Origin of the sequence: Flavobacterium galactosi (assembly GCF_048158585.1) — a bacterium.
Lineage (GTDB): Bacteria > Bacteroidota > Bacteroidia > Flavobacteriales > Flavobacteriaceae > Flavobacterium > Flavobacterium galactosi.
The window spans coordinates 501,685-525,289 of the sequence record NZ_JBLNKV010000003.1; the positions used below are offsets into that span (position 1 = coordinate 501,685).

At 33.9% G+C, this 23,605-nt stretch carries 19 protein-coding genes and 1 pseudogene; 4 read left to right on the forward strand and 16 right to left on the reverse strand.

Translation table 11 applies throughout. The features are described from left to right. Positions 1-39 precede the first annotated feature (39 nt). Entirely contained in the window at positions 40-1,065 is a 1,026-nt protein-coding gene (locus ACM55M_RS08910; RefSeq protein WP_416857234.1) for a LacI family DNA-binding transcriptional regulator, read from the forward strand. A gap of 37 nt (positions 1,066-1,102) precedes the next feature. Here the strand turns inward: ACM55M_RS08910 and queG are convergent, their stop codons facing one another. The 10 genes from queG to ACM55M_RS08960 all read right to left on the reverse strand — a co-directional run bounded on the left by queG (position 1,103) and on the right by ACM55M_RS08960 (position 14,697). Next, on the reverse strand, positions 1,103-2,023 hold the full coding sequence (gene queG / locus ACM55M_RS08915) for a tRNA epoxyqueuosine(34) reductase QueG (RefSeq protein WP_416857262.1): 921 nt from the start codon (positions 2,021-2,023) through the stop codon (positions 1,103-1,105). Positions 2,024-2,204: 181 nt separating this feature from the next. Continuing rightward, positions 2,205-3,227, reverse strand: a complete 1,023-nt coding sequence (ruvB, locus tag ACM55M_RS08920) for a Holliday junction branch migration DNA helicase RuvB (protein ID WP_416857235.1) — start codon at positions 3,225-3,227, stop codon at positions 2,205-2,207. A 154-nt stretch (positions 3,228-3,381) separates the two neighbouring features. After that, complete coding sequence (locus ACM55M_RS08925; protein ID WP_416857237.1) at positions 3,382-5,178, reverse strand: cytochrome c oxidase subunit I; 1,797 nt, start codon at positions 5,176-5,178, stop codon at positions 3,382-3,384. A 28-nt stretch (positions 5,179-5,206) separates the two neighbouring features. Continuing rightward, positions 5,207-6,361: a cytochrome c oxidase subunit II gene (locus tag ACM55M_RS08930; protein ID WP_416857238.1), complete on the reverse strand. Its 1,155-nt coding sequence runs from the start codon at positions 6,359-6,361 to the stop codon at positions 5,207-5,209. Between the two features lie 19 nt (positions 6,362-6,380). Next, a complete protein-coding gene (locus ACM55M_RS08935) occupies positions 6,381-7,733 on the reverse strand; it encodes a quinol:cytochrome C oxidoreductase (protein ID WP_416857239.1) in 1,353 nt (450 codons plus the stop codon). Positions 7,734-7,760: 27 nt separating this feature from the next. Beyond that, positions 7,761-8,309, reverse strand: coding sequence for a c-type cytochrome (locus ACM55M_RS08940; protein WP_416857240.1), 549 nt, complete (start codon positions 8,307-8,309; stop codon positions 7,761-7,763). An 8-nt stretch (positions 8,310-8,317) separates the two neighbouring features. After that, positions 8,318-8,842 carry a DUF3341 domain-containing protein gene (locus ACM55M_RS08945; RefSeq protein WP_416857242.1) on the reverse strand — a complete coding sequence of 175 codons (525 nt, stop codon included), beginning with the start codon at positions 8,840-8,842 and terminating at the stop codon, positions 8,318-8,320. Further along, a complete protein-coding gene (gene nrfD / locus ACM55M_RS08950; protein WP_416847726.1) occupies positions 8,835-10,238 on the reverse strand; it encodes an NrfD/PsrC family molybdoenzyme membrane anchor subunit in 1,404 nt (467 codons plus the stop codon). Before nrfD ends, ACM55M_RS08945 begins: the two co-directional genes overlap by 8 nt. Before the next feature lie 38 nt (positions 10,239-10,276). Then, positions 10,277-13,333 carry a TAT-variant-translocated molybdopterin oxidoreductase gene (locus ACM55M_RS08955; protein WP_416857244.1) on the reverse strand — a complete coding sequence of 1,019 codons (3,057 nt, stop codon included), beginning with the start codon at positions 13,331-13,333 and terminating at the stop codon, positions 10,277-10,279. Positions 13,334-13,362: 29 nt separating this feature from the next. Next, positions 13,363-14,697: a c-type cytochrome gene (locus tag ACM55M_RS08960; protein WP_416857245.1), complete on the reverse strand. Its 1,335-nt coding sequence runs from the start codon at positions 14,695-14,697 to the stop codon at positions 13,363-13,365. Positions 14,698-14,913: 216 nt separating this feature from the next. On the opposite strand from ACM55M_RS08960, the gene ACM55M_RS08965 reads away from it, so the two are divergent. Next, entirely contained in the window at positions 14,914-15,306 is a 393-nt protein-coding gene (locus ACM55M_RS08965) for an SPOR domain-containing protein (protein ID WP_416857246.1), read from the forward strand. A gap of 214 nt (positions 15,307-15,520) precedes the next feature. Here the strand turns inward: ACM55M_RS08965 and ACM55M_RS08970 are convergent, their stop codons facing one another. The 6 genes and pseudogenes from ACM55M_RS08970 to rimP form a co-directional block, all read right to left on the reverse strand. Then, entirely contained in the window at positions 15,521-16,063 is a 543-nt protein-coding gene (locus ACM55M_RS08970) for a hypothetical protein (RefSeq protein ID WP_416857247.1), read from the reverse strand. Beyond that, entirely contained in the window at positions 16,063-16,269 is a 207-nt protein-coding gene (locus ACM55M_RS08975; protein WP_416857249.1) for a hypothetical protein, read from the reverse strand. The genes ACM55M_RS08970 and ACM55M_RS08975 overlap by 1 nt, the downstream gene beginning before the upstream one ends. 381 nt (positions 16,270-16,650) lie before the next feature. Beyond that, positions 16,651-16,851: pseudogene (locus ACM55M_RS08980) on the reverse strand (RHS repeat domain-containing protein); the annotation flags it as partial. Between the two features lie 96 nt (positions 16,852-16,947). Beyond that, complete coding sequence (gene infB / locus ACM55M_RS08985) at positions 16,948-19,836, reverse strand: translation initiation factor IF-2 (protein WP_416857250.1); 2,889 nt, start codon at positions 19,834-19,836, stop codon at positions 16,948-16,950. 112 nt (positions 19,837-19,948) lie between these two features. Next, entirely contained in the window at positions 19,949-21,202 is a 1,254-nt protein-coding gene (nusA, locus tag ACM55M_RS08990; RefSeq protein ID WP_416842616.1) for a transcription termination factor NusA, read from the reverse strand. Positions 21,203-21,215: 13 nt separating this feature from the next. Next, complete coding sequence (gene rimP / locus ACM55M_RS08995) at positions 21,216-21,680, reverse strand: ribosome assembly cofactor RimP (protein WP_416857251.1); 465 nt, start codon at positions 21,678-21,680, stop codon at positions 21,216-21,218. Between the two features lie 173 nt (positions 21,681-21,853). On the opposite strand from rimP, the gene ACM55M_RS09000 reads away from it, so the two are divergent. Together ACM55M_RS09000 and ACM55M_RS09005 are read left to right on the forward strand one after the other, a co-directional pair. After that, positions 21,854-22,678: a universal stress protein gene (locus ACM55M_RS09000; RefSeq protein WP_416857252.1), complete on the forward strand. Its 825-nt coding sequence runs from the start codon at positions 21,854-21,856 to the stop codon at positions 22,676-22,678. 282 nt (positions 22,679-22,960) lie between these two features. Beyond that, positions 22,961-23,467, forward strand: a complete 507-nt coding sequence (locus tag ACM55M_RS09005) for a hypothetical protein (RefSeq protein ID WP_416857253.1) — start codon at positions 22,961-22,963, stop codon at positions 23,465-23,467. Positions 23,468-23,605 lie beyond the last annotated feature (138 nt).

The following is a 23,605-nucleotide window of genomic DNA, read 5'->3' on the forward strand; positions in this document are numbered from 1 at the left end:
AAATATTTTTATAAAATTAAATTCGTAGAAATCCAATTCATGAAAGATATCACTCTTAAGGAAATTGCAACAAAATTAGGAATTTCAATAACAACTGTTTCAAAAGCATTGAAAAACTATCCTGATGTTAGTGCAAAAACGAAACAAGCAGTAATTGATCTTGCTCAAAATCTACATTATACACCTAACAGCTTTGCCGTAAATTTAAGAACAAAAGAATCAAAAACTATTGGTTTAATTATTCCTGAAGTAGTACATCACTTTTTTTCGAATGTGGTAAATGCTATTATTGATGAAGCGGAAAAAAATGGCTATTTAGTTATTATTCTACAATCAAATGAGTCATTGGAATTAGAAAAAAAACAAGTAGAACTTCTTATCAAGAAAAGAGTTGATGGAATTATTATTTCACTTTCTAACGAATCAAATAACGATGATCACTTAAAAGAAATAATCAACAGGAATATTCCTTTTGTAATGTTTGATAAAATAAACAAACTAATTTCTTGCTCAAAAGTAATTATAGATGACCAAAAAGCAGCATTTAACGCTGTTCAACACTTAATAGACAATGGCTGTAAAAAAATTGTCCATATCCGCGGCCCTCTAAACCCCCAAAATTCAATTGACCGTTATATAGGATATAAAAAAGCTTTAGAAAAAAACAATATCCTTTTTGATACCAAATTAGTTTATACCTGTGAAACCGTGTCTTTTCAGGAAGGATTAGATTTTGCAAAACAAATAATAAAAGATCATCCTGATGTTGACGGAGTATTTGCAGTTACTGATTTGGTTGCAGTAGGTGTATTATCTCATTTTAATGACAACAAAATTAAAGTTCCTCAACAAGTTGCTGTAATTGGTTTCAGCAATTGGTTTATGTCACAAGTACTGACACCCAAATTAAGCACTATAGATCAGCCAAGCCATGAAATGGGAATTCAGTCTTTTAATTTATTATTAGAAGAAATGAATTGTCATAAAGAAGGAATTCCTTTTACACCAAGAACTATTGAATTAGAAACAAGTGTTATTATTAGAGAATCTTCTATAAAGAATTAATTTGCTTAACTTAAATAAGCTGATCTAAAATATTAGATTACTCTAAAAAATCAATGTTCCGTTTAATTCCCTGAAATTTTGCTCTTTTAAGAGGCGAATTTTTAAACACAACTCTAAATGTTTCTTCAGTAACTTCTTTCCAATCTTTTTTGGACATGGAAAGCAATTCAGGATTTGGCTTAAACAAAGGTTCTTTATGAGCTTTTGAAAACTTATTCCACGGACAAACGTCTTGACAAACATCACAACCAAAAGCCCAATCATCAAATTTCCCCTTCATCTCTTGAGGAATATTCTCTTTTAATTCTATTGTAAAATAAGAAATACATTTACTCCCATCTACAATATACGGTGCTACAATCGCTTTCGTTGGACAAGCATCAATACAAGCCGTACATGTTCCGCAATGATCTGATGTGGAATTATCATGCTCTAAATCTAAGTCGATAATTAGTTCGGCAATAAAGTAAAAAGAACCTACTTTTTGAGTCAGTAAATTACTGTTTTTACCAATCCAGCCCAAACCACTTTTGGCAGCCCAAGCCTTGTCTAGAACTGGTGCTGAATCAACAAAGGCACGCCCAGAAACTTCACCAATTGTTGACTGAATCGAAAATAAAAATTCTTTAAGCTTTTCCTTAATGACAAAATGATAATCTTGTCCATAAGCATATTTTGAAATTTTATAAGAATCCGGATTTTGAAGTTCCTCGGGATAATAATTTAATAAAAGAGAAACTACGCTTTTAGCGTCATCAACAAGTAACGTTGGATTTAAACGTTTGTCAAAATGATTTTCCATGTACGCCATTTCACCATTTCTATTTTTATTTAACCAATTTTCTAAGCGCGGAGCTTCCTCTTCTAAAAACTGGGCTTTCGAGATACCACAAGCCAAAAAACCGAGGCGTTTAGCTTCGGATTTTATGAATTGTGTGTATTTAGATTTTTGAATTATGACGCAAAAGTTAAAAATTAATAGTTTATTCAAACTAGCCCTGATTACTTTACTTAGCTATATTTTATGGAAGTTCAGTGAACTTCGTTTGAAGTGGCATCCTATCTTGTTTTTCACGAGATAGATATAGCGAATAGCAGGACAAAAGGTAGCGAACTGACGAAGTAAATAGCTCCCAAAATTAAAACAATCCGCCTTGAATATTCGTATTTAATTTACCCAAATGTTTATAGGCCTTGTCAGTAACTTCTCTACCCCTTGGGGTTCTCATGATAAATCCTTCTTGAATAAGAAACGGTTCGTAAACTTCCTCGATTGTTTCACTACTTTCGGACACGGCTGTCGCCAAAGTTGATAAACCAACAGGTCCGCCTTTGAACTTATCGATAATAGTAGTTAAAATTTTATTGTCCATTTCATCTAATCCATGAGCATCAACATTTAAAGCTTTCAGCGCATAACGAGCAATTTCGATGTCAATTTTGCCATTTCCTTTTATTTGTGCAAAATCACGAACGCGACGCAATAATGCATTGGCAATACGGGGCGTTCCTCTACTTCTACCTGCAATTTCGATTGCAGCTTCCATAGTGATAGGCATTTTGAAAATAGCGGCGCTTCGTTCCACAATTGTGGTTAATAACTCCGTTGTGTAATATTGAAGACGTGATGAAATTCCAAAACGGGCTCTCATGGGTGCAGTCAATAGACCAGAACGAGTTGTAGCACCAATTAAAGTAAATGGATTCAGATTAATTTGGACAGTTCTTGCATTTGGCCCAGATTCTATCATTATATCAATCTTGAAATCTTCCATTGCTGAATACAAATATTCTTCAACTATGGGACTTAAACGATGAATTTCGTCAATGAATAACACATCCCTTTCTTCTAGATTGGTCAACAAGCCAGCTAAATCACCCGGTTTGTCTAAAACAGGTCCTGAAGTAATTTTTATGCCTACTTGCAACTCATTGGCAAGAATATTCGCCAAAGTAGTTTTTCCTAAACCTGGAGGACCATGAAAAAGGGTGTGATCAAGTGCTTCATTTCTTTGATTTGCTGCTTGAACAAAAACTTTCAAATTTTCTAATATTTGGTCTTGACCTGCAAAATCATCAAATGAAAGCGGTCTTAATTTTTTTTCAAGATCAAGCTCCTCTGCATTATAACCGTTTGTTGTTGGATCTAAATTTTCATTCATTTAACAAAGATAAAGAAAGTATTTAGTTTGGCAGAATTCCCTTTGAAGACTTTATCAAATTATTAATGAAAACAACTGTAAAATAAATAGATAATTATCATACCGTTCTAAAATAAAAAAGCCTCTACTTTCGCAGAGGCTATATATATTTCGATTAATGGTGTAAAACTTCTTCACCTTCTTTCATGGGAACATTTTGAGGCACAAAATCTTCAACATGAGCAGGGTTACTGTAATCATACGGCCAACGGTGAACTTCAGGAATTTCTCCTGGCCAGTTACCATGGATATGTTCCACGGGTGCAGTCCACTCTAGTGTATTTGATTTCCAAGGATTTTGAACTGTTCTTTTACCGTAGAAAATACTACTGAAAAAGTTATATAAGAAAACCAATTGAAATGCTCCTCCAATTAATGCAAAAGTAGTAATAAGAACATTTACATTTTGTAAGTCGTCAAACAATGGAAAATTAGTGTTCGTGTAATAACGTCTTGGCAAACCAGCTAATCCAATAAAGTGCATTGGAAAAAACACACCATAAGCACAAATAGCAGTTACCCAAAAGTGAACATAACCTAAGTTTTTATTAAGCATTCTTCCAAACATTTTTGGAAACCAGTGATAAATACCGGCAAACATACCATAAAGAGCAGAAATACCCATTACTAAATGGAAGTGAGCCACAACAAAATAGGTATCGTGAACATTGATATCCAATGTACTATCTCCAAGTATAATACCTGTTAAACCACCTGTTATGAAAGTAGAAACTAAACCAATTGAAAATAACATCGCAGGGTTCAACTGTAAATTTCCTTTCCAAAGTGTTGTAATATAATTAAACGCTTTTACTGCAGAAGGAATCGCAATCAACAAAGTTGTAAATGTAAATACAGATCCTAAAAATGGATTCATACCCGAGATAAACATATGATGACCCCAAACAATTGTTGATAAGAATGCGATTGCCAAAATTGACATAATCATCGCTCTATAACCAAAAATTGGTTTACGAGAATTAGTTGCAATAACTTCAGATGTGATTCCTAAAGCTGGTAATAATACAATATAAACTTCAGGATGTCCTAAGAACCAAAATAAGTGCTCAAACAAAACTGGAGAACCACCTTGATAATGTAAAACTTCACCTGCAATATAAATATCAGATAAGAAGAATGAAGTTCCAAAACTTCTGTCAAAAATCAACAATAAAGCAGCTGACAATAAAACTGGGAAAGAAACTATACCAATAATTGCAGTTACAAAGAATGCCCAAATAGTAAGTGGCAATCTTGTCATTGACATCCCTTTAGTTCTAAGATTGATTACAGTAACAACATAATTTAAAGATCCCATTAATGAAGAAGCAATAAATATAGCCATAGAAATCAACCAAAGTGTCATACCCATTCCAGATCCAGGAATAGCCTGTGGAAGAGCACTTAAAGGTGGATAAATAGTCCAACCAGCTGAAGCCGGACCAGCTTCTACAAATAATGAACTAATCATGATTACACTTGATAAAAAGAATAACCAATAAGAGATCATATTCATAAAGCCTGATGCCATATCTCGTGCACCAATTTGAAGCGGTATTAGCAGGTTACTAAAAGTACCGCTTAATCCGGCGGTAAGAACAAAGAAAACCATTATTGTTCCATGAATAGTAACTAATGCCAAATAAATATCATTTGCCATAACTCCGTCTGGAGCAAATTTATCACCCAATAATATATTGAATATTTTGAATGATTGTTCTGGCCATGCCAATTGCATTCTAAAAAGCATAGACATACCCACACCAATTACTCCCATAATAATACCTGTTATCAAGTATTGTTTGGCAATCATTTTGTGATCAATACTAAAGATATATTTAGTAATAAAAGTTTCTTTATGGTGATGTTCGTGTTCGTGATCGTGTCCGTGATCGTGACCTTCTGCTGACATATGTGTATACTTTAAATTTTCTTAATAATTATTTCATAGCTATTTTAGCAATAGCTGCGGTGTCTTTGGCACCAGTAGAATCTTTTGTAGTTCCTCCTTCTACAGGAGCTGGAGTTTTAGAAGCTTTTACTTCCTTTACTAAAGTTGCTTTATCACTTAACCATTTTTTATACTCTTCAGGAGTGTCAACTATAACTTTCATTTGCATGTTATAATGTGAAGCTCCACAAATTTTGTTACATAATAACAAATAATCAAAAGTGTAAGGATCCAAAGCTGTTTCTCCATTCGCTACTAGCTCTATACTTTTCTTAGATCTAATGTTGTTTATATTAGCAACCTTTTCAATCATAAAAGGTAGATCTCTATATTCCGCAGTAGTATAAATTGGAGTAAAAACGAATTCAGTTACCATTCCAGGAACACAATTCATTTGAGCTCTAAAATAAGGCATATAAGCAGAGTGCAAAACATCCTGAGAACGCATTTTAAAATGTATTTTTTTTCCTTTTGGTATATGCAATTCGGAAACAACAATATCATCTTGAGAATAAGGATCCCCTAAATCAACACCAAGCGTGTTAACACCCTCAATATATCTAACGTTAGCTTTACCCAAAACATTATCATTTCCTGCATATCGTGCAGTCCATTTAAATTGTTGTGCATATAATTCAATTACAACGGTATCCTCTTCATCATCAATAAACATGATATTAGTCCAAGCATAAAGACCATAAAGAATTAAGCCTGCTAGAACTACTGCCGGAATAACACTCCAAATCGCTTCTAATTTATTATTATCAGCAAAGTACAAAGCTTTTTGATCTTTTTTACCTCTGTATTTAAAGGCAAAATAATGCAACAAAACTTGCGTGATTGCTTGAACAATAAATATCAAAACCCAAGTAATATTCATAAGACTGTCAACAAGACCACCATGCTCTGAAGCTGGCGTATGAAGCACAAGTGGACCCCATTTAAACAATCCGTAGATCGTAAAAATATAAATAAAAGCTAAGAAACCGAACATTAAATAACCCTGTACATTATTATCATTGTCCGTAGCTACTTGAGAACTATCCGGATTTGATCCTACTTGAGTTAGGTCGAATATTTTAGTCAATTGCCATAAAGCAACAGCTAATAAAACTAAAACTATAATTACCAACAAACTTGTCATCTGTTTTTTTCTTTAAATATTAATAATGGAAATGTTTACTTTCTTCTATATATGGATTTCTTTTTGGTAACAAAGGAGCTTTAGTTAATGCTGTAAAAACAACATATATAAATAATCCAAGGAAGAAAAGAACAGATGCAATTTCAGACACACCAATAAACCATCTATCCCCTACCGTTCCAGGCATAATCATATTAAAGAAATCAATGTAATGTCCTAATAAGATTACTATACCTGCCATAACTAAAATCCAAGTAATTCTTTTGAAGTCAGTATTAACTAAAATCAATATTGGAAATAAGAAGTTCATAACTACCGCACCAAAAAACGGAAGGTTATATAGTTGTATTCTTGTTACAAAATAAGTTATCTCTTCAGGAATATTAGCATACCAAATCAACATGAACTGTGAAAACCATAAGTAAGTCCAGAATACACTGATTCCAAACATGAACTTAGCTAAATCATGAATATGACTTGTATTCACATGTTCTAAATAACCTCTAGACTTCAAATACAACGTTACCATTGTAATCATAGTAATTCCACTTACGAAGAAACTAGCAAAAACGTACCATCCAAATAAAGTACTGGACCAGTGTGGATCGATAGACATAATCCAATCCCATGACATAATAGACTCCGTAACAATGAAGAAAACTAAAAATCCTGCTGATATATTAAAATTCTTTTTGTACCAAAGATCATCATTGGCTTGATCTTGCGCTAAACAGTTTTTGGCAGAAAAATAACGATATAAATTCCAACCTGCTAAGAAAATTGCAGCTCTTACTATCCAAAAAGGGAAATTAAGATACCCTGATTTATTAGCAATTATTTTATCATGGGCTACTACTTCAGGATCTAACCAAATAAATAAACTATTTGAAGGAAAAATGTGTAAACCACAAATGATAAGAATTACAAAAAATATAACGGAACCAACAGGCAAATATGCCGTTATACCTTGCATAACTCTAAACAAAACTGGAGACCATCCTGCTTGAGCAACTTGCTGTATGGCATAAAAAGCTAAAGTTCCCATAGCGATAAGCATAAAGAAAATACAAGCAACATACAAGGAAGCCCAAGGCTTATTTTGCAATTGCTTTAAAACATGGCTTAAATGTTCTTTATGTTCTGTCTCTTCTTTAACTTCGCTATCCTTACTAACTTCATGATGAGCCTCAGTAGTTGCGGTTGCAACTTCATGCTTTGCTTCACCATGACCTTCATGAGTTTCAGCAGCAAGTAGTTTTTCAACTTCTTGAATATCTTTTGGTGCAGTTAAAAAACCATATCCTATCCCTAAAAGGCCCACAGCCATTAAGACAAAAGAAAATGTTTTTAATTTACTTGAAAATGTATACATATCTATTACGATCAGTTTGTTCAACAATTATAATTTAGCTTTCAGTTTTAAAACATAAGATGCCACTAACCAACGTTCGTGTTGATTCAACTGGTTAGCATAAGAACCCATTGAATTTAAACCGTACGTTTGAACATGAAAAACACTTCCTTCAGTTATCACCCTATCTTTATAACTTGGTACACCAAGAAATTTTCCTTGTGTAACTAATTTACCTTTACCATCACCTGCATTACCATGACAAATACCACAATAAATTTCAAATAATTCTTTAGATTTCTCTTCATCCTTAACTGATATAGAATCAAGTGGCGATTTTAAATTTAATTTAGATAAATCATATCCGGCAGTTGAATTTTCATATTCGTAAGGCTCAAATCCTCTATTTACAGTTCCTGCAGGAGGAAGTTGCCCTTCTTTACCGTTCTTGAATGCACTTGACTCTTCGTAAGTTTCATAACTTACAGGCTCATACATATTAGGCATGTATTGGTAATTTGGCTTCGAATTATTATGGCAAGACGAAACTAAAATAGTAATACAAATTACACATGTTATTTTATATAGACTTTTCATATCGACAATTAATTCTTTACAATTACTTTAACTTCTACTGCTCCTGTACTTTCGAAAAAAGAAACTAATTCACTTTCATTGTCATTTACAGCAACTTCCATCAAAAAGTGGTCATCTGTTGTTCTCACATCTGGATTCTCCGCTTGTTTGAAAGGCCATAATTTACTTCTCATATAAAAGGTAATAACCATTAAGTGAGCTGCAAAGAAAACTGTTTCTTCAAACATAATTGGAACGAAAGAAGGCATGTTTTGAATATAACTAAAACTTGGTTTCCCACCTATATCCTGAGGCCAATCTTGAATCATAATGTAATTCATCATCCAAGTTCCAAATGATAAACCAATTAAACCGTATATGAAAGCACAAATTGCTAATCTTGTTGGAGCAAGCCCCATCGCTTTATCCAAACCGTGAACAGGAAATGGAGAAAAAACTTCTTCAATATGATGATGAGCTGCTCTGGTTTTCTTAACCGCATCCATCAAAATATCATCGTCATTATAAATGGCGTATATTACTTTATTACTCATGATGTAAATCTTTATTTGCTTCTCTTTCTCTTTTGTAATTATCTCCAGTTCCTTTTAATATCGTTTTTACTTCCGCTTGTGCTATAACAGGGAATGTTCTAGAATAAAGCAAAAATAACACAAAGAAGAAACCTATGGTTCCAATGAAAATTCCAATATCAACAAATGTAGGAGAGAACATTGTCCAAGAAGACGGTAAATAATCTCTGTGCAACGAAGTTACAATGATCACAAATCTTTCGAACCACATTCCAATATTTACTACAATTGAAATAATAAAAGAAAACATAATGCTTGTTCTTAATTTTTTAAACCACATGAATTGTGGAGAGAAAACATTACAAGTCATCATCGACCAATATGCCCACCAGTAAGGTCCGGTTGCTCTGTTTAAGAATGCATATTGCTCATATTCAACTCCTGAATACCAAGCGATAAAAAGCTCAGTGATATACGCAACACCCACAATAGAACCCGTAATCATAATTACGATGTTCATTAATTCTATATGTTGAATAGTAATGTAAGCCTCAAGATTAGAAACTTTTCTCATAATGATAAGCAACGTGTTTACCATTGCAAATCCGGAGAAAACTGCTCCTGCAACAAAATAAGGAGGGAAAATTGTAGTATGCCAACCTGGAATTACCGAGGTAGCAAAGTCCATTGATACAATGGTATGTACCGAAAGTACTAAAGGAGTTGCCAAACCTGCAAGAACCAGAGAAACTTCTTCGAAACGTTGCCAGTCTTTTGCTCTACCACTCCATCCAAAACTCAATATAGAATACACACGTTTGTTAAAAGGTGTTATTGCTCTATCACGCAACATAGCAAAATCAGGTAATAAACCAGTCCACCAGAAAACTAATGAAACCGAAAGATACGTAGAAATTGCAAATACATCCCAAAGCAAAGGAGAGTTAAAATTCACCCATAATGAACCAAATTGATTCGGAATCGGTAGAACCCAATAGGCTAACCACGGACGACCCATGTGTATGATTGGAAATAAACCTGCTTGAATTACAGAAAAAATGGTCATTGCTTCCGCTGAACGGTTAATAGCCATTCTCCATCGCTGACGGAAAAGTAACAATACAGCTGAAATTAAGGTTCCTGCGTGACCGATACCTACCCACCAAACGAAGTTAGTGATATCCCAAGCCCAACCTACCGTTTTATTTAATCCCCATGTTCCAATACCTGTAGATACAGTGTAAATGATACAACACATTCCCCAAAGAAATGCGGTTAATGCAATTGAAAATACAATCCACCAATGTTTGTTTGCTTTACCTTCTACAGGCGCAGCTACATCTACAGTTACATCGTGATAAGATTTATCACCTATAACTAAGGGTTTTCTAATGGTTGCTTCGTAGTGAGACGACATAATCCTTTATATTGATTCTTAATTAATTATTTTTTGTACTAGGTATTTCTAACTTTAACATGATAAATCACATTTGGTTTTGTTCCAACATGCTCTAATAAATGATACATTCTTTCGTCTTCAGCCAGTTTAGTAACTTTAGATTCTTTATCATTTACATCTCCAAAAATCATTGCTCCAGTAGAACAAGCATTTGAACAAGCTGTTTGAAATTCACCATCAACGATTACTCTTCCTTCTCTTTTTGCATTTAAAATTGTTGCTTGTGTCATTTGAATACACATCGAACATTTTTCCATAACTCCACGAGAACGAACATTTACGTCTGGATTTAATACCATACGTCCTAAATCGTCATTCATATGATAATCGAATTCACTGTTTTTGTTATACAAGAACCAGTTAAAACGACGCACTTTATAGGGACAGTTATTCGCACAGTAACGCGTACCAACACATCTGTTATAAGCCATTTGATTTTGTCCCTGACGACCATGAGATGTTGCAGCAACTGGACAAACAGTTTCACAAGGCGCATGATTACAGTGTTGACACATTACCGGTTGGAAAGAAACTTGAGGATTATCTCCTGCTTTTTCCATTTCATTAAATGTAGATAATGAACTTGACAAACCAGCAATATTTTCTTTTCTTTCATTATCGCCTGCAAATGTACTTTCAGAAGAATAATATCTGTCGATACGCAACCAGTGCATATCACGACTTCTTCTGATTTCAGCTTTACCAACAACAGGAACGTTGTTTTCAGCATGACAAGCAATTACACAAGCACCACAACCCGTACAAGCATTCAAATCGATAGAAAGATTGAAGTGATGTCCGGTAGAACGATCAAATGAATCCCATAAATCTACTTTTGTAGCCTCAACTTCCTTGTGATCCAAAGACACCATCGGTTGTTCATTCCAGAACTCAGCATCTTTAGTATTGAAAATTTCCAAAGAGGTTTCTTTAATAATATCCCCTCTTCCCATCAATGTTTTCTGACCCTGAACACAAGCAAATTCGTGTTCTCCGGCAGCTTTAACCAATGTTACCGATTGAACATCATTAAAACCTTTATATAATGGGTAAGCATTTAAACCTACTTGCATTTCTTCTTTCAAAGCCGCTTTACGACCATAACCTAAAGCTAAACCAATAGTTCCTACAGCTTGACCTGGCTGAACTATTACCGGCACATTTTCTAATTTTAAACCATCAGCCGTTGTAATTGTAGCATAACTACCATTCAAACCACCATTAGCAACAATTTCATTAGACAAAGCATATTTCTTAGCATCAGCATTTGAAACGGTAAGATAATTATCCCAAGAAACTCTTGTCATTGGATCTGGCAATTCTTGCAACCAAGGGTTGTTCGCTTGTTGACCATCACCCAATCCAGTTTTTGTATACAAAACCAATTCAAATCCTTCAGAAGCTTTTGATCGAGCCAAAGCATTAGCTGCAGCACTATAATCAGCTGAAGATGCCGAAGATGCTGGAATAGCTCCAACAAAAACACCATCATGCAACACTTTATTCCAAGTAGAACCTGAAACAATTCCTGAGGCATTTCCTTTTAAATAATCGTAAAAAGTTCCACTAGCACCATTCAAAGACAATAAAACGTCTTGAAATTGCTTGGTATCAAATAATGGACGAATCGTTGGCTGAGTAATACTATAAGTCCCTTTTGTCAAACTTAAATCACCCCATGACTCTAAATAATGTGGAGCTGGAGCAGCGATTGTAGTAAGCAAAGCAGTTTCATCCTCTTTTAAAGAAAAAGCAACTGAAGTTTTAACTTTTTTCAAACCTTCAACAAATGTTTTACTATCTGCTAAAGTATAAACAGGATTAACACCACTCATAATCAAAGTATGAATGCTTCCTGCTTTCATTTCATTAACTAATTGAGTAACTTTTTCGTTTGATCCTTTTCTTATTTGTCTTGTTCCTGAAGTATTAAAAGCTTCACTTGCCAATACTTGATTGATCGCCAAAACTAATAATTGAGCATTTTTATCTTGAATACCTGAAACTAAAACTCCTTTTGAACCAGCAGCCTTTAATTGCTGAGCAGCTCTATTAACTTCAGATTTAAATTTATCATCTAAACTAACTGCTACAGAAGAACCAGTTATTACATTATATATATGAACTAATGCTTGTTTTTGATTTGCAGTAGACATAGCCAAACGTCTATCAGCAGCAGCACCAGATAAAGTCATGTTTGATTCCAGTTGAAAATGACGAGACATTTTTCCGTTTTTTGGAATTCTGCCTTGAGCATAACCTGAATCATAACTTCCACCTTGCCAATCTCCAAGGAAATCCGCACCAACAGATACTATTAAAGAAGCTTTTGAGAAATCGTAATCAACCAAAGCTCTTTCACCATATACCGCTTCAAAAGCATCTAAAGCTTCCGATGAAGACACAGCATCATAAACTACATGTTTAGCATTTGGGTTATTACCAATAAATTCAGCAATCAACTTTTCAGTTGATGGACTTGCCAATGTATTTGTTAAAAGAACAATTTGACCGCCTTTAGCTTTTGCATCAGCTAAACTTGACTTTATTTTAGACTCAACAGCAGACCAAGTTGAATTTTTACCTTCAATTTTTGGCTCTTTCAAACGCATACTGTCATATAGTGACAATATTGACGCGTGAATTCTAGCATTAGCAGAAAATTTTGCCCCCGCAATAGTATTATTATCTATTTTAATAGGACGCCCTTCACGTGTTTTTATCAAAAGATTTGCAAAATCGAAACCATCAAAAACTGAGGTCGCATAATAATCCGCAACTCCAGGAATGATTTGTTCTGGCTGAAGCACATAAGGTATCGACTTATTCACAGGACCTTCGCAAGCTGCAAGCGTAGCTGCTGCAGTACTAAACCCAACGTACTTTAAAAAATCGCGACGTGTTGTTGATGAAGATGATAAAGCATCACTATTTCCTAAAAATTCATCCGTAGGAATTTCTTCAACAAATTCGTTATTTCTAAGCGCCTCAACAATAGAACTATTTTCGTCTAGCTCTTCAACACTTTTCCAGTATTTTTTGTTTGATGACATATATAAATATTAAAATCTTAATAATTTGATTAATAATGGCATTTACCACATTCTAAACCGCCCATTTGCGCTGCAGTCAATTTGTCTACACCGTATTTCTTAGAAAGCTCTTCATGAATTTTTGTATAATAATCATTCCCTTCCATTTTCACTTCGGTTTTTCTATGACAATTAATACACCAACCCATAGTCAACGGAGCAAATTGTTTTTGAACCTCATAAGTCTGAACTGGACCGTGACAAGTTTGACATTCAATACCAGCCACCGTAACGTGTTGTGAGTGATTAAAGTAAACAAAATCAGGAAGATTGTGTATGCGAACCCATTTAACCGGCTGAGTTTTGCCAGTATATTTTTGAGTTGCTTGATCCCAACCAACAGCAGTATATAATTTTTGGATTTCTCCGTCATAGAATGCCTTAGAGTGATCTGGAGTAGCAGTAGTATCAGACACTTCAGAAATGTTTTTATGGCAATTCATACAAACATTCAAAGATGGTATACCAGCATTCTTGCTTACTCTAGCCGAAGAGTGACAATACTTACAGCTAATTCCATTACTACCGGCATGTATTCTATGAGAATAATGAATTGGCTGAATTGGTTCGTAATCTTGATCAACACCTACTTGCATTAAGAAACCATACACAAAATAAGCACCCGACAATAGTAAGAATATAGACGTTACCAATACCAAAAATTGATTTCTTGCAAACGCTTTCCAAATTGGAGTAGTTGGTGTTTTTGGAGCAACTTCAATTCCATTAGCCTTAGCCACCTTAGTCAGAACATTGTTTACCAAAAACAACATTACAACCAACATAACCATCACTAAAGCAAGAGCGCCAAGTATAACATTATTAGAAATACTACTATCATTACCCCCAGTACCTGGAACTGAAGCAGTACCCGCAGCAACCGGAGCTTCCGCTTTTGGCTCTGATGTGTAAGCAATAATATCATTAATATCTGCTTCCGTCAATTGAGGAAAAGCCGTCATTACTGATTTATTGTTTTCTTCAAAAACTTTTACAGCAGCTGCATCTCCTGATTTAATCATATCAGAACTGTTATGAACCCACTTGTAAATCCAAGCCATGTCATGTTTTGCAGAAATACCTCTTAACATAGGACCAGTTGCTTTCGCATCTAGCTTATGACATGCAGCGCAATTCGCATTAAAAAGCTCTTTTCCTTTTGCAGCATCACCACCTTGGGTCGCAACAGCCGCAGGAGGCGTCGCAGCCGGAGCGACTGCAGGAACTGCAGTTTGCGCAAATGAATTTAGGGAGAAAATCAACATTAGCCCTAAGCCTAGATATAATTTCCTTGAGATCGAATTATGGTTACCCACCTTTTTCATATTATAAATGATTATCTACTAAAATTGGTACGGTTTTTTCTATTAATATTTTTAGAAAAAAACAGTACATTTTTTAAAACTTGGACAAAAATACGACTTAAGAACTATTCTCAAAACCTTAAAATAGTCTTAAATTCAATTTATATTAATTCTAAATAATATTTATTATTTCGTTTCATTCTATAAATAGTACTTTTGCACAAAAACTATCACATTATGAGAATTTTAACACCCCGAAAAGCCTTTTTTTACGCCGTCACATTGTCCCTTACCTCAAATTATATTAATGCACAAGATCGAAATATCACGGTAAGTCAAGACCCTAAATTCGAACAATTGCTAAATGAGAAAAGAAAAACAAACGTTTTGAACGCTGCAAACGAATGGTATAAAGTTCAAATTTTTAGTGGCGACAGCGAAAAAGCAAAAAACACGTTAAATGAATTTAAACAAGAATTTAGTGATATTGACGGAACAATTGTATTCAATACTCCCAATTATAAGGTTTGGGTAGGGAATTTTAAAACTCGCATTGAAGCAGAACGAAATCTAATTGACATTAGAAAAAAACACAAAAATGTACTCTTGATAAAACCAAGTAAAGGGTAGATATATAAAATCAAATAATTACTTTTTTTTTACATAATAAAGCCACTCTGTAAAGAAGTGGCTTTATTTGTTTTAACCGCGTTGCAAACGCTACGATTTGTATTCTAATTAAAGTTAATACTCGACGCAGTCAAGCACCAGAGAAGGTGGACAAACGAGCGCCAGTGTGATTTTGCTTGTGTTCACGAGCGAAACGCTTGCGCCAGCTGGGCTATTATAAATTTTTACTAATTAAAACATATTTTCCTGAATGATCATTATGCATCACATAATAATTATTTTTAAAAAAGAAATACATCAGACTTTGTTTAATGTTAAAACTTAAATTGCTTAGTATATAATATTTATTTTTAGAATCACTCTTCTCGCAATATTTATTTATCAAGTAATTTAGCCCATTATTACTGTAATCTTCCATTACGGTTTTATCTAACACAAAATTAAATTCAGAGTTTTTAATTAAATCTGATTTTGATAATAAATTATCATTTATGGCATTAATTAGAAAGCTATCAAAATCTTTATAATCTTTATAATTTTTATCCTTAATAAAATGCAATTCTCTTAGACTAGTTGCATATATAGTATCGTCTTTATTAATGAAAACCTTCAAGGATTTATTATATAGTGGTAAATCAAAGTCTACATCATTTGATAAGTTCTCAATAAATTTTTTATCATTTTTTAATTCTTTACTGCAAGCGCAAAGTAAAAATGGAAAAATGATAACTAGTAACTTAAATTTATTTTGTTTCATTATTTGGATTGTTTATTGTTTGGTGGATTAGCTAATTTTTTAGGATCGATCTTTTCTCCTCCATATGATGATAATGGTTCTTTACCTTCTATTTTACGAGCAAGATTCTCATTATAAACTGCCCTAATCTCCTCAGGATCACTTGCGTTATCATTATCTGATCTATCTTGCATATTCCCAATATCGTGATCAAATTGATGTCTCATTTCGTGAGCAACTACTCCTAAATCACTTTTTCCTCCTTCATATTTTACGTCAAAATCATATTCAGTTTGCGTACTTGCAGGTTTACCAAAATAAGAATTATCACGCTATAAAGTGGAGACAGCATTTTCTCCATTTGGACTTTTCTCTACATAATGTGTTTTGTCACTTTTTTCTAAAGTATGCAATTGGTTTTTAAGTATTTTATCATTTGATTTTTCTATAGTTCGATAAGCTTTCAAAACCTTGTTCAATACAACATTTCCTTCTTTTGGATTATATCTTTCACCTTTACCTCCATCGTGATAAAAGTTACCATTTCTATATTGGAGCTGGTCTTTAACCGAATTATCTTTATTTCGCGTCAAAAATATTGTGTCTGTGGGAGCCATTCCATCAGGGTCAATAAAACGAACAGGATTATCAAAAGCATAATTATAAGGACTAAATCTTCTCATTTGTTCAGCCAACGGGTCAATATTCATCCACCGTCCTAAAGCAGGGTCATAATTTCTCGCGCCATAGTCGTAAACCCCGAGCCCCAGCTCGTCTTGCAGCTCTTTTCCGTTGTACTTATACTTGTAAATATAGTCTTATAATAACACAAATACCGTTCAACCTAAAATAAAAAAAAATCCCGACGAATCGGGATTTTATATCAAAAGCTAATTTGGTAAATACTATTTCAATTTCTTTTTGATAGCTACTTCATGGTACGATTCAATAACATCTCTTTCTTCGATATCATTGTATCCTTTCACTTGAATACCACAATCGTATCCTTTAGCAACGTCTCTTACATCATCTTTAAATCGTTTCAACGCTAATAACTCTCCAGTAAAGACAACCACACCATCTCTGATGATTCTCATTTTGGCGTTTTTAACGATTTTACCATCCATAACCATACTTCCCGCAATAGAACCAACTTTAGAGATTTTGAATATCTCTCTAATCTCTGCAGTACCCAGAATTTCTTCTTTCATTTCCGGAGCAAGCATTCCTTCCATCGCATCTTTCAAGTCATCGATAGCAGCGTAGATAATAGAATAGTAACGGATATCAATTTCTTCTTTGTCTGCTAATTGTCTAGCATTTCCAGCAGGGCGAACATTAAATCCGATGATAATTGCATCCGAAGCTGAAGCCAACATAACGTCAGTTTCTGTAATTGCTCCAACACCTTTATGTATGATATTAATTTGAATTTCTTCCGTAGATAATTTAGAGAACGAATCTGACAAGGCTTCAACAGAACCATCAACATCTCCTTTAAGGATAATGTTCAATTCTTTAAATTGACCCAATGCAATTCTACGACCAATTTCATCTAATGTAATATGTCTTTGTGTACGTACGGATTGTTCACGCATTAATTGAGAACGTTTTGAAGCAATTTGTTTCGCTTCTTTTTCATCTTCAAAAATATTGAACTTATCACCCGCAGTAGCTGCACCATCTAAACCAAGAACAGATACCGGAGTCGAAGGACCCGCAACAGTAACGATATTTCCTCGTTCATCATGCATGGCTTTAATCTTACCATGATGCTTCCCAGCCAACATATAATCTCCAATTTTTAAAGTTCCATGTTGTACTAATATAGTAGAAACATATCCTTTTCCTTTATCAAGGAAAGCTTCAACAACAGTTCCAGAAGCCGCTTTATTTGGATTAGATTTTAAATCTAAAAGTTCTGCTTCTAACAATACTTTTTCTAATAATTCTTTAACTCCTGTTCCTGTTTTTGCAGAAATATCATGAGATTGAATTTTTCCACCCCAATCCTCAACAAGTAAATTCATACCTGCTAATTTTTCTTTGATTTTTTCAGGATTAGCATTTGGTTTATCAACTTTATTGATAGCAAAAATAATTGGAACACCTGCTGCTTGAGCATGGCTAATCGCTTCTTTTGTTTGCGGCATGATGTCATCATCAGCTGCAATTACAATAATAGCGATATCCGTAACTTGAGCTCCACGGGCACGCATCGCTGTAAAAGCTTCGTGTCCTGGTGTATCTAAAAATGCAATTTTTTGACCGTTATCTAATGTTACTCCGTAGGCACCGATATGTTGTGTAATTCCACCTGACTCACCAGCAATAACATTTTCTTTACGAATGTAATCCAGTAAAGATGTTTTACCGTGATCGACGTGACCCATTACAGTAACGATAGGCGCTCTGAAAACTAGATCTTCTTCTTTATCAGCAACAACTTGAATTGCTTCTTCGATATCAACAGTAATAAACTCCACTTCATAACCAAACTCATCAGCCACAATAGTCAATGTTTCTGCATCTAGACGTTGATTCATGGTAACCATGATTCCAAGTGACATACAAGTACCAATAACTTTAGTAATTGGCACATCCATCATAATGGCAATTTCACCTACAGTAACAAATTCAGTAACTTTAATAGTTTTACTTCCTTCATCAATAGCTCTTTGCTCATCATCAGATTTCTGACGGTGTGTATCTCTTTTATCTCTTCTATATTTAGCCGCTTTAGATTTCCCACCTTTTCCTTGTAGTTTTTCTAAAGTCTCTCTAATTTGATTTTTAACTTCCTCTTCCGTAGGCTCAACTTTTGCAACAATTGCAGGTCTGTTTCCTTTTACAAAACCAGGTCTGGCACTTCTATTAGCGTTGAATCCACCACCACCGCCAGCATTTGGGGTGATTTTATTTGGATTTGGAGCTCCGGGAACAGCAGGTGGTCTAGGAGCACCTGGTTTTGGAGCAATTCTTTTGCGTTTATTTTTATTGGCATTATTAGCTCCTACAGCTCCAGGCGCACCGGGTTTATTTGGAGTAATTTTAGGCTCTTCTTTTTTCTTCTTAGGTTTATTAAATTGAGATAAATCAATTATTTGACCTGTTAAAGTAGTTCCTGATAATTTTTGATATTGAGTCGTTATAGTCTCATCAACAGGCCCCTCTTCAACGGAAGCAACTTTTATCGGTTCAGCAATAACCTCTTTTACGGGTTCTTTCTTAACTTCTTTTATTCCAACAATAGGTTTAACTTCTTTTTTGTCTAAAACAGGTTTATCTTCTGAAAGTTCTTTTTGAACTGGTTCTTTTTGAACAGTTTCAACAACAGCAGGTTTTTCAACTGGAGCTGGAGCTTTAACTACAGGAGTTTCGATTTTTTCTACAACCTTAACAGGAGCAGGAACAACTGCTGGTCTTTTAGGATTGAGATCAATTTTCCCAACCTGAACCGGACCCGTCACAACAGCTCTCGCTTTTATAACTTCTTGTTGTTTTAGTCGTTCTTCATCTTGCTTACGCTTGTCTTCAATTTCTTTTTCTCGCTCCACACGTAAAGCTTCTTTTTCTTTTCTTTTCTCTTCCCCTACTTCTTTTGAAGCCTCCTTATTCCCTTTGTCACCAGCAAACTGACCGCACAAGACATTGTATACATCATCAGAAATTTTTGTGTTTGGATTTGCTTCAATAGCAATCCCTTTATCTTTTAGATAATCCACAGCTCTTTCTAAAGAAATATTCAATTCCCTTAAAACTTTGTTTATTCTAATAATTCTCTCTTCAGACATAAAACCTTTTTATTATTACCTTTTTTGTTATTCCTCACTTCACTCCTAACTCGATACCTACCGAGTAAGAATTAATTGTAAAGTGGCATGTTTATCGTTGAAGACACATTGACTAACTGTCAAATTCTTCTTTCAATATTCTCATTACATCTAGAATCGTTTCCTCTTCTAGGTCTGTTCTTCTTACTAAATCTTCTACATCTTGTTTTAAAATACTTTTTGCAGTATCTAAACCAATTTTTGCAAATTCCTCAATAACCCAGTCTTCAATTTCATCTGAAAACTCAGTCAATTCAACATCATCCTCATCAGCAGTTGCACCTGCAACATCACCTTCACGGATAACATCTAATTCATAACCAGTTAATAAACCAGCTAATTTAATATTGTGTCCACCACGACCAATTGCTTTAGAAACTTCTTCAAGTTTCAAGAAAACCTCTGCTCTTTTAGTATCTTCATTAATTTTGATCGAAGAAACTTTAGCAGGGCTCAATGCTCTGGTTATAAACAATTGAATGTTACTGGTGTAATTGATTACGTCAATATTTTCATTTCCTAATTCACGCACAATTCCATGAATACGGGAACCTTTCATACCGACACAAGCTCCTACAGGATCAATTCTATCATCATAAGAATCTACGGCTACTTTTGCTTTTTCGCCTGGAATTCTTACCACTTTTTTTACCATAATTAATCCATCAAATACTTCAGGAATTTCTTGTTCAAATAATTTTTCCAAAAACTTCTCAGAAGTTCTAGACATAATAATTTGAGGTTTATTTCCTTTTAATTCAACGCTTTCGATGATTCCTCTTACATTATCTCCCTTGCGGAAAAAATCAGAAGGTATTTGTTTTTCTTTTGGCAAAATTATTTCATTCCCTTCATCATCAACCAAAATCACAACTCTAGGACGTACATGATGTACTTCAGCCGTGTAAATATCTCCAATTAGATCTTTAAATTGTTTATAAAGATTGGTATTATCATGCTCATGAATTTTTGATATTAAGTTTTGACGCAAGGCCAAAATAGCTCTTCTTCCTAAATCAATTAATTTCACTTCTTCAGAAACTTCTTCACCAATTTCAAAATCGGCTTCAATTTTTCTTGCTTCTGTCAAAGTAATTTCTTCATTTTCAAAATCCAAATCCTCGTCAGCAACGATTACTCTTCTTCTCCAAATTTCCATATCTCCTTTGTCAGGATTTATAATAATATCGAAATTATCATCTGAACCGTATTTTTTCTTCAATGCATTTCTAAATACATCTTCCAAAATTGCCATAAGCGTTACACGATCAATAAGTTTATCATCTTTAAACTCTGAGAATGAATCGATTAATGCTAAATTTTCCATGCGAATTCTTTAATTAAAATGTTACTGTAACAATTGCTTCTTTTATATCTGCGTAAGACAGTTTTAGTTCTTTCTGAACTGTCTCTTTTCCTTTTCCAATCTTTTTAGGCTCTCTTGCTTTCCACGACAAAATTACAAAATCATCATTAGCTTCCACTAATTCTGCTTCAATTATTTCTGTCCCAGTCTTTACAATCAATGCGCGCCCAATATTTTTCTTGTATTGCCTTACTAATTTCAATGGCGACCCAACCCCTACAGATGCTACTTCTAAAGAGTAATCCTGCTCCTCACGATCCAAGTTATTATCTATAAAACGACTCACATCGATGCAATCCTGAAGCGCTACTCCGCTATCACCATCCAAATTCACAATAACCTTAAAAGCATCTGTGATAGTAAGGTCTATCAAAAAAATTGATGGCTTTTCTAAAAGGCATTCTGTCAATAACGTATTTACTTTTTCTTTAAATGTCATATTTTTATAAAAAGAGGGGACATTTAGTCCCCTCATTATCTAGATTTTAATAAATAACGGTGCAAATATAGTGTTTTTTTTATTAATTAAAATAATCGGCTGCTGTTAAAATATTTCTTATCTTTAATGGAGCATTAAAATACCTGTTTTCGCATAATTTAAACTTTTTAATTATGAAACGAATTTTAGTACCAACCGATTTTTCAGAACATGCTGAAGACGCATTAAAAATAGCTGCACAAATTGCCAAAAAAATTAATTGTGAAATATTCTTACTCCACATGCTGGAGTTACCAAGCCAAATGAGCGATGCCATTTCTGGAGGAAGTGGGATTCCAGAAGTAATGTTATTTATAAAAAAAGCAAACGAAACGTTCCAAAAAATCAAAGAACGCCCCTATTTAAATGGAATTTCAGTCACTGAAACAGTACACTTTGAAAGAGCGTCCAATGGCATTTTAGCTTTTAGCAAAAAAAATAAAATTGATTTAATTGTCATGGGCTCACATGGATCTTCCGGAATTGAAGAATTACTCATTGGCTCCAATACCGAAAAAGTAGTACGCCTTTCTGACACCCCAGTTTTAGTTATCAAAAAAGATATCGGCAAATTTGAAGGTAAAAATTTCGTTTTCGCTTCAGATTTTTCGAATGAAATAAAAAAACCTTTCAAAAAAATGATTGAATTTATTAAAATCTTTGATGCAAATCTATTTTTAGTAATGATTTGCACCCCCAATAGCTTCAAAACTACCTTAACAGGTGAAAAATTAATGCATGAATTTATTGCTGATTTTGATATTCAAAACTACTCTTTACATATTTTTAATGATGCCAATGTAGAAAACGGAATACTCAATTTTTCAAATTCAATCAATGCTGATTTAATAGGACTCTGCACACATGGCAGGACCGGATTAGCGCATTTTTTTAACAGAAGCATCAGTGAGGACTTAGTAAACCACGCCATTAAACCCGTGATTACTTTTAAAATTTAATTTTCAGTTACAAAAATCAAACTCAAATTAAATTTTAAAAGTACTTCTTAGAATTCAAAAATTTCCAAATAAAAAAAGCCTCTCAAAAAATTGAGAGGCTTTACGTTGGTCTACAAGGAATAGACCTCGAACACCTCATAAAACCAAAACACCCCTCAAACACCTGTAAAATATAGACCTTTTAAAGCACATGGTTTTTACAACACCGCAAAAAACCTTGCAAAACATCAAAGAATAGCATACTTTTGCTACGCTATTTACTACGTGAAATTTTAAACCTATATGAAACAACCTACTCATTTTTTCAATTTAGAATCGAAATCAAATCAAAAAAACGAACATTTAATTTTCTTTAATCTAAAATACGGTTATAAAAAATACAACGCAATAACAAACAATTTTACATATCCCGCTTTCAGGATTTCAACAAAATGGAGCATCGAAAAAGAATATTGGACAGACAAACCAACTTATAGAGCAAACACACTTTTTGTTAAAAAATACGGTAAAGACTTAAACAATGTTTTGGATAAAATTGAGAAAATCACTTATGACCAATTATCAATTTACAGAAATTCAAATGACAACAACCCTACTCCCGATGAGTTGAAAAGATTAGTATTTGAAAAACTCGGTAGAGTCCAAAAATCAGAATCAGATATTGCCATATCCGATTACATAGAAAAACTGATAACCAAAAGAACAACACTAGCAAAAACATCAAGTGAATACTGGGATATAAAAACAGGTGCAAATTCCAGTGATATTGACCACCTGATTCCAATTTAAAGTGACCACCTGATTCCAATTCAAAATGACCACCTAATTCCGGAGCAAAATGACCACCTCCATTTTTTATTAAAAACTACTCTTTTTCATCTGTTAATTAGTATTCAAATATAATTAAAATATTACCCTTTATTTATC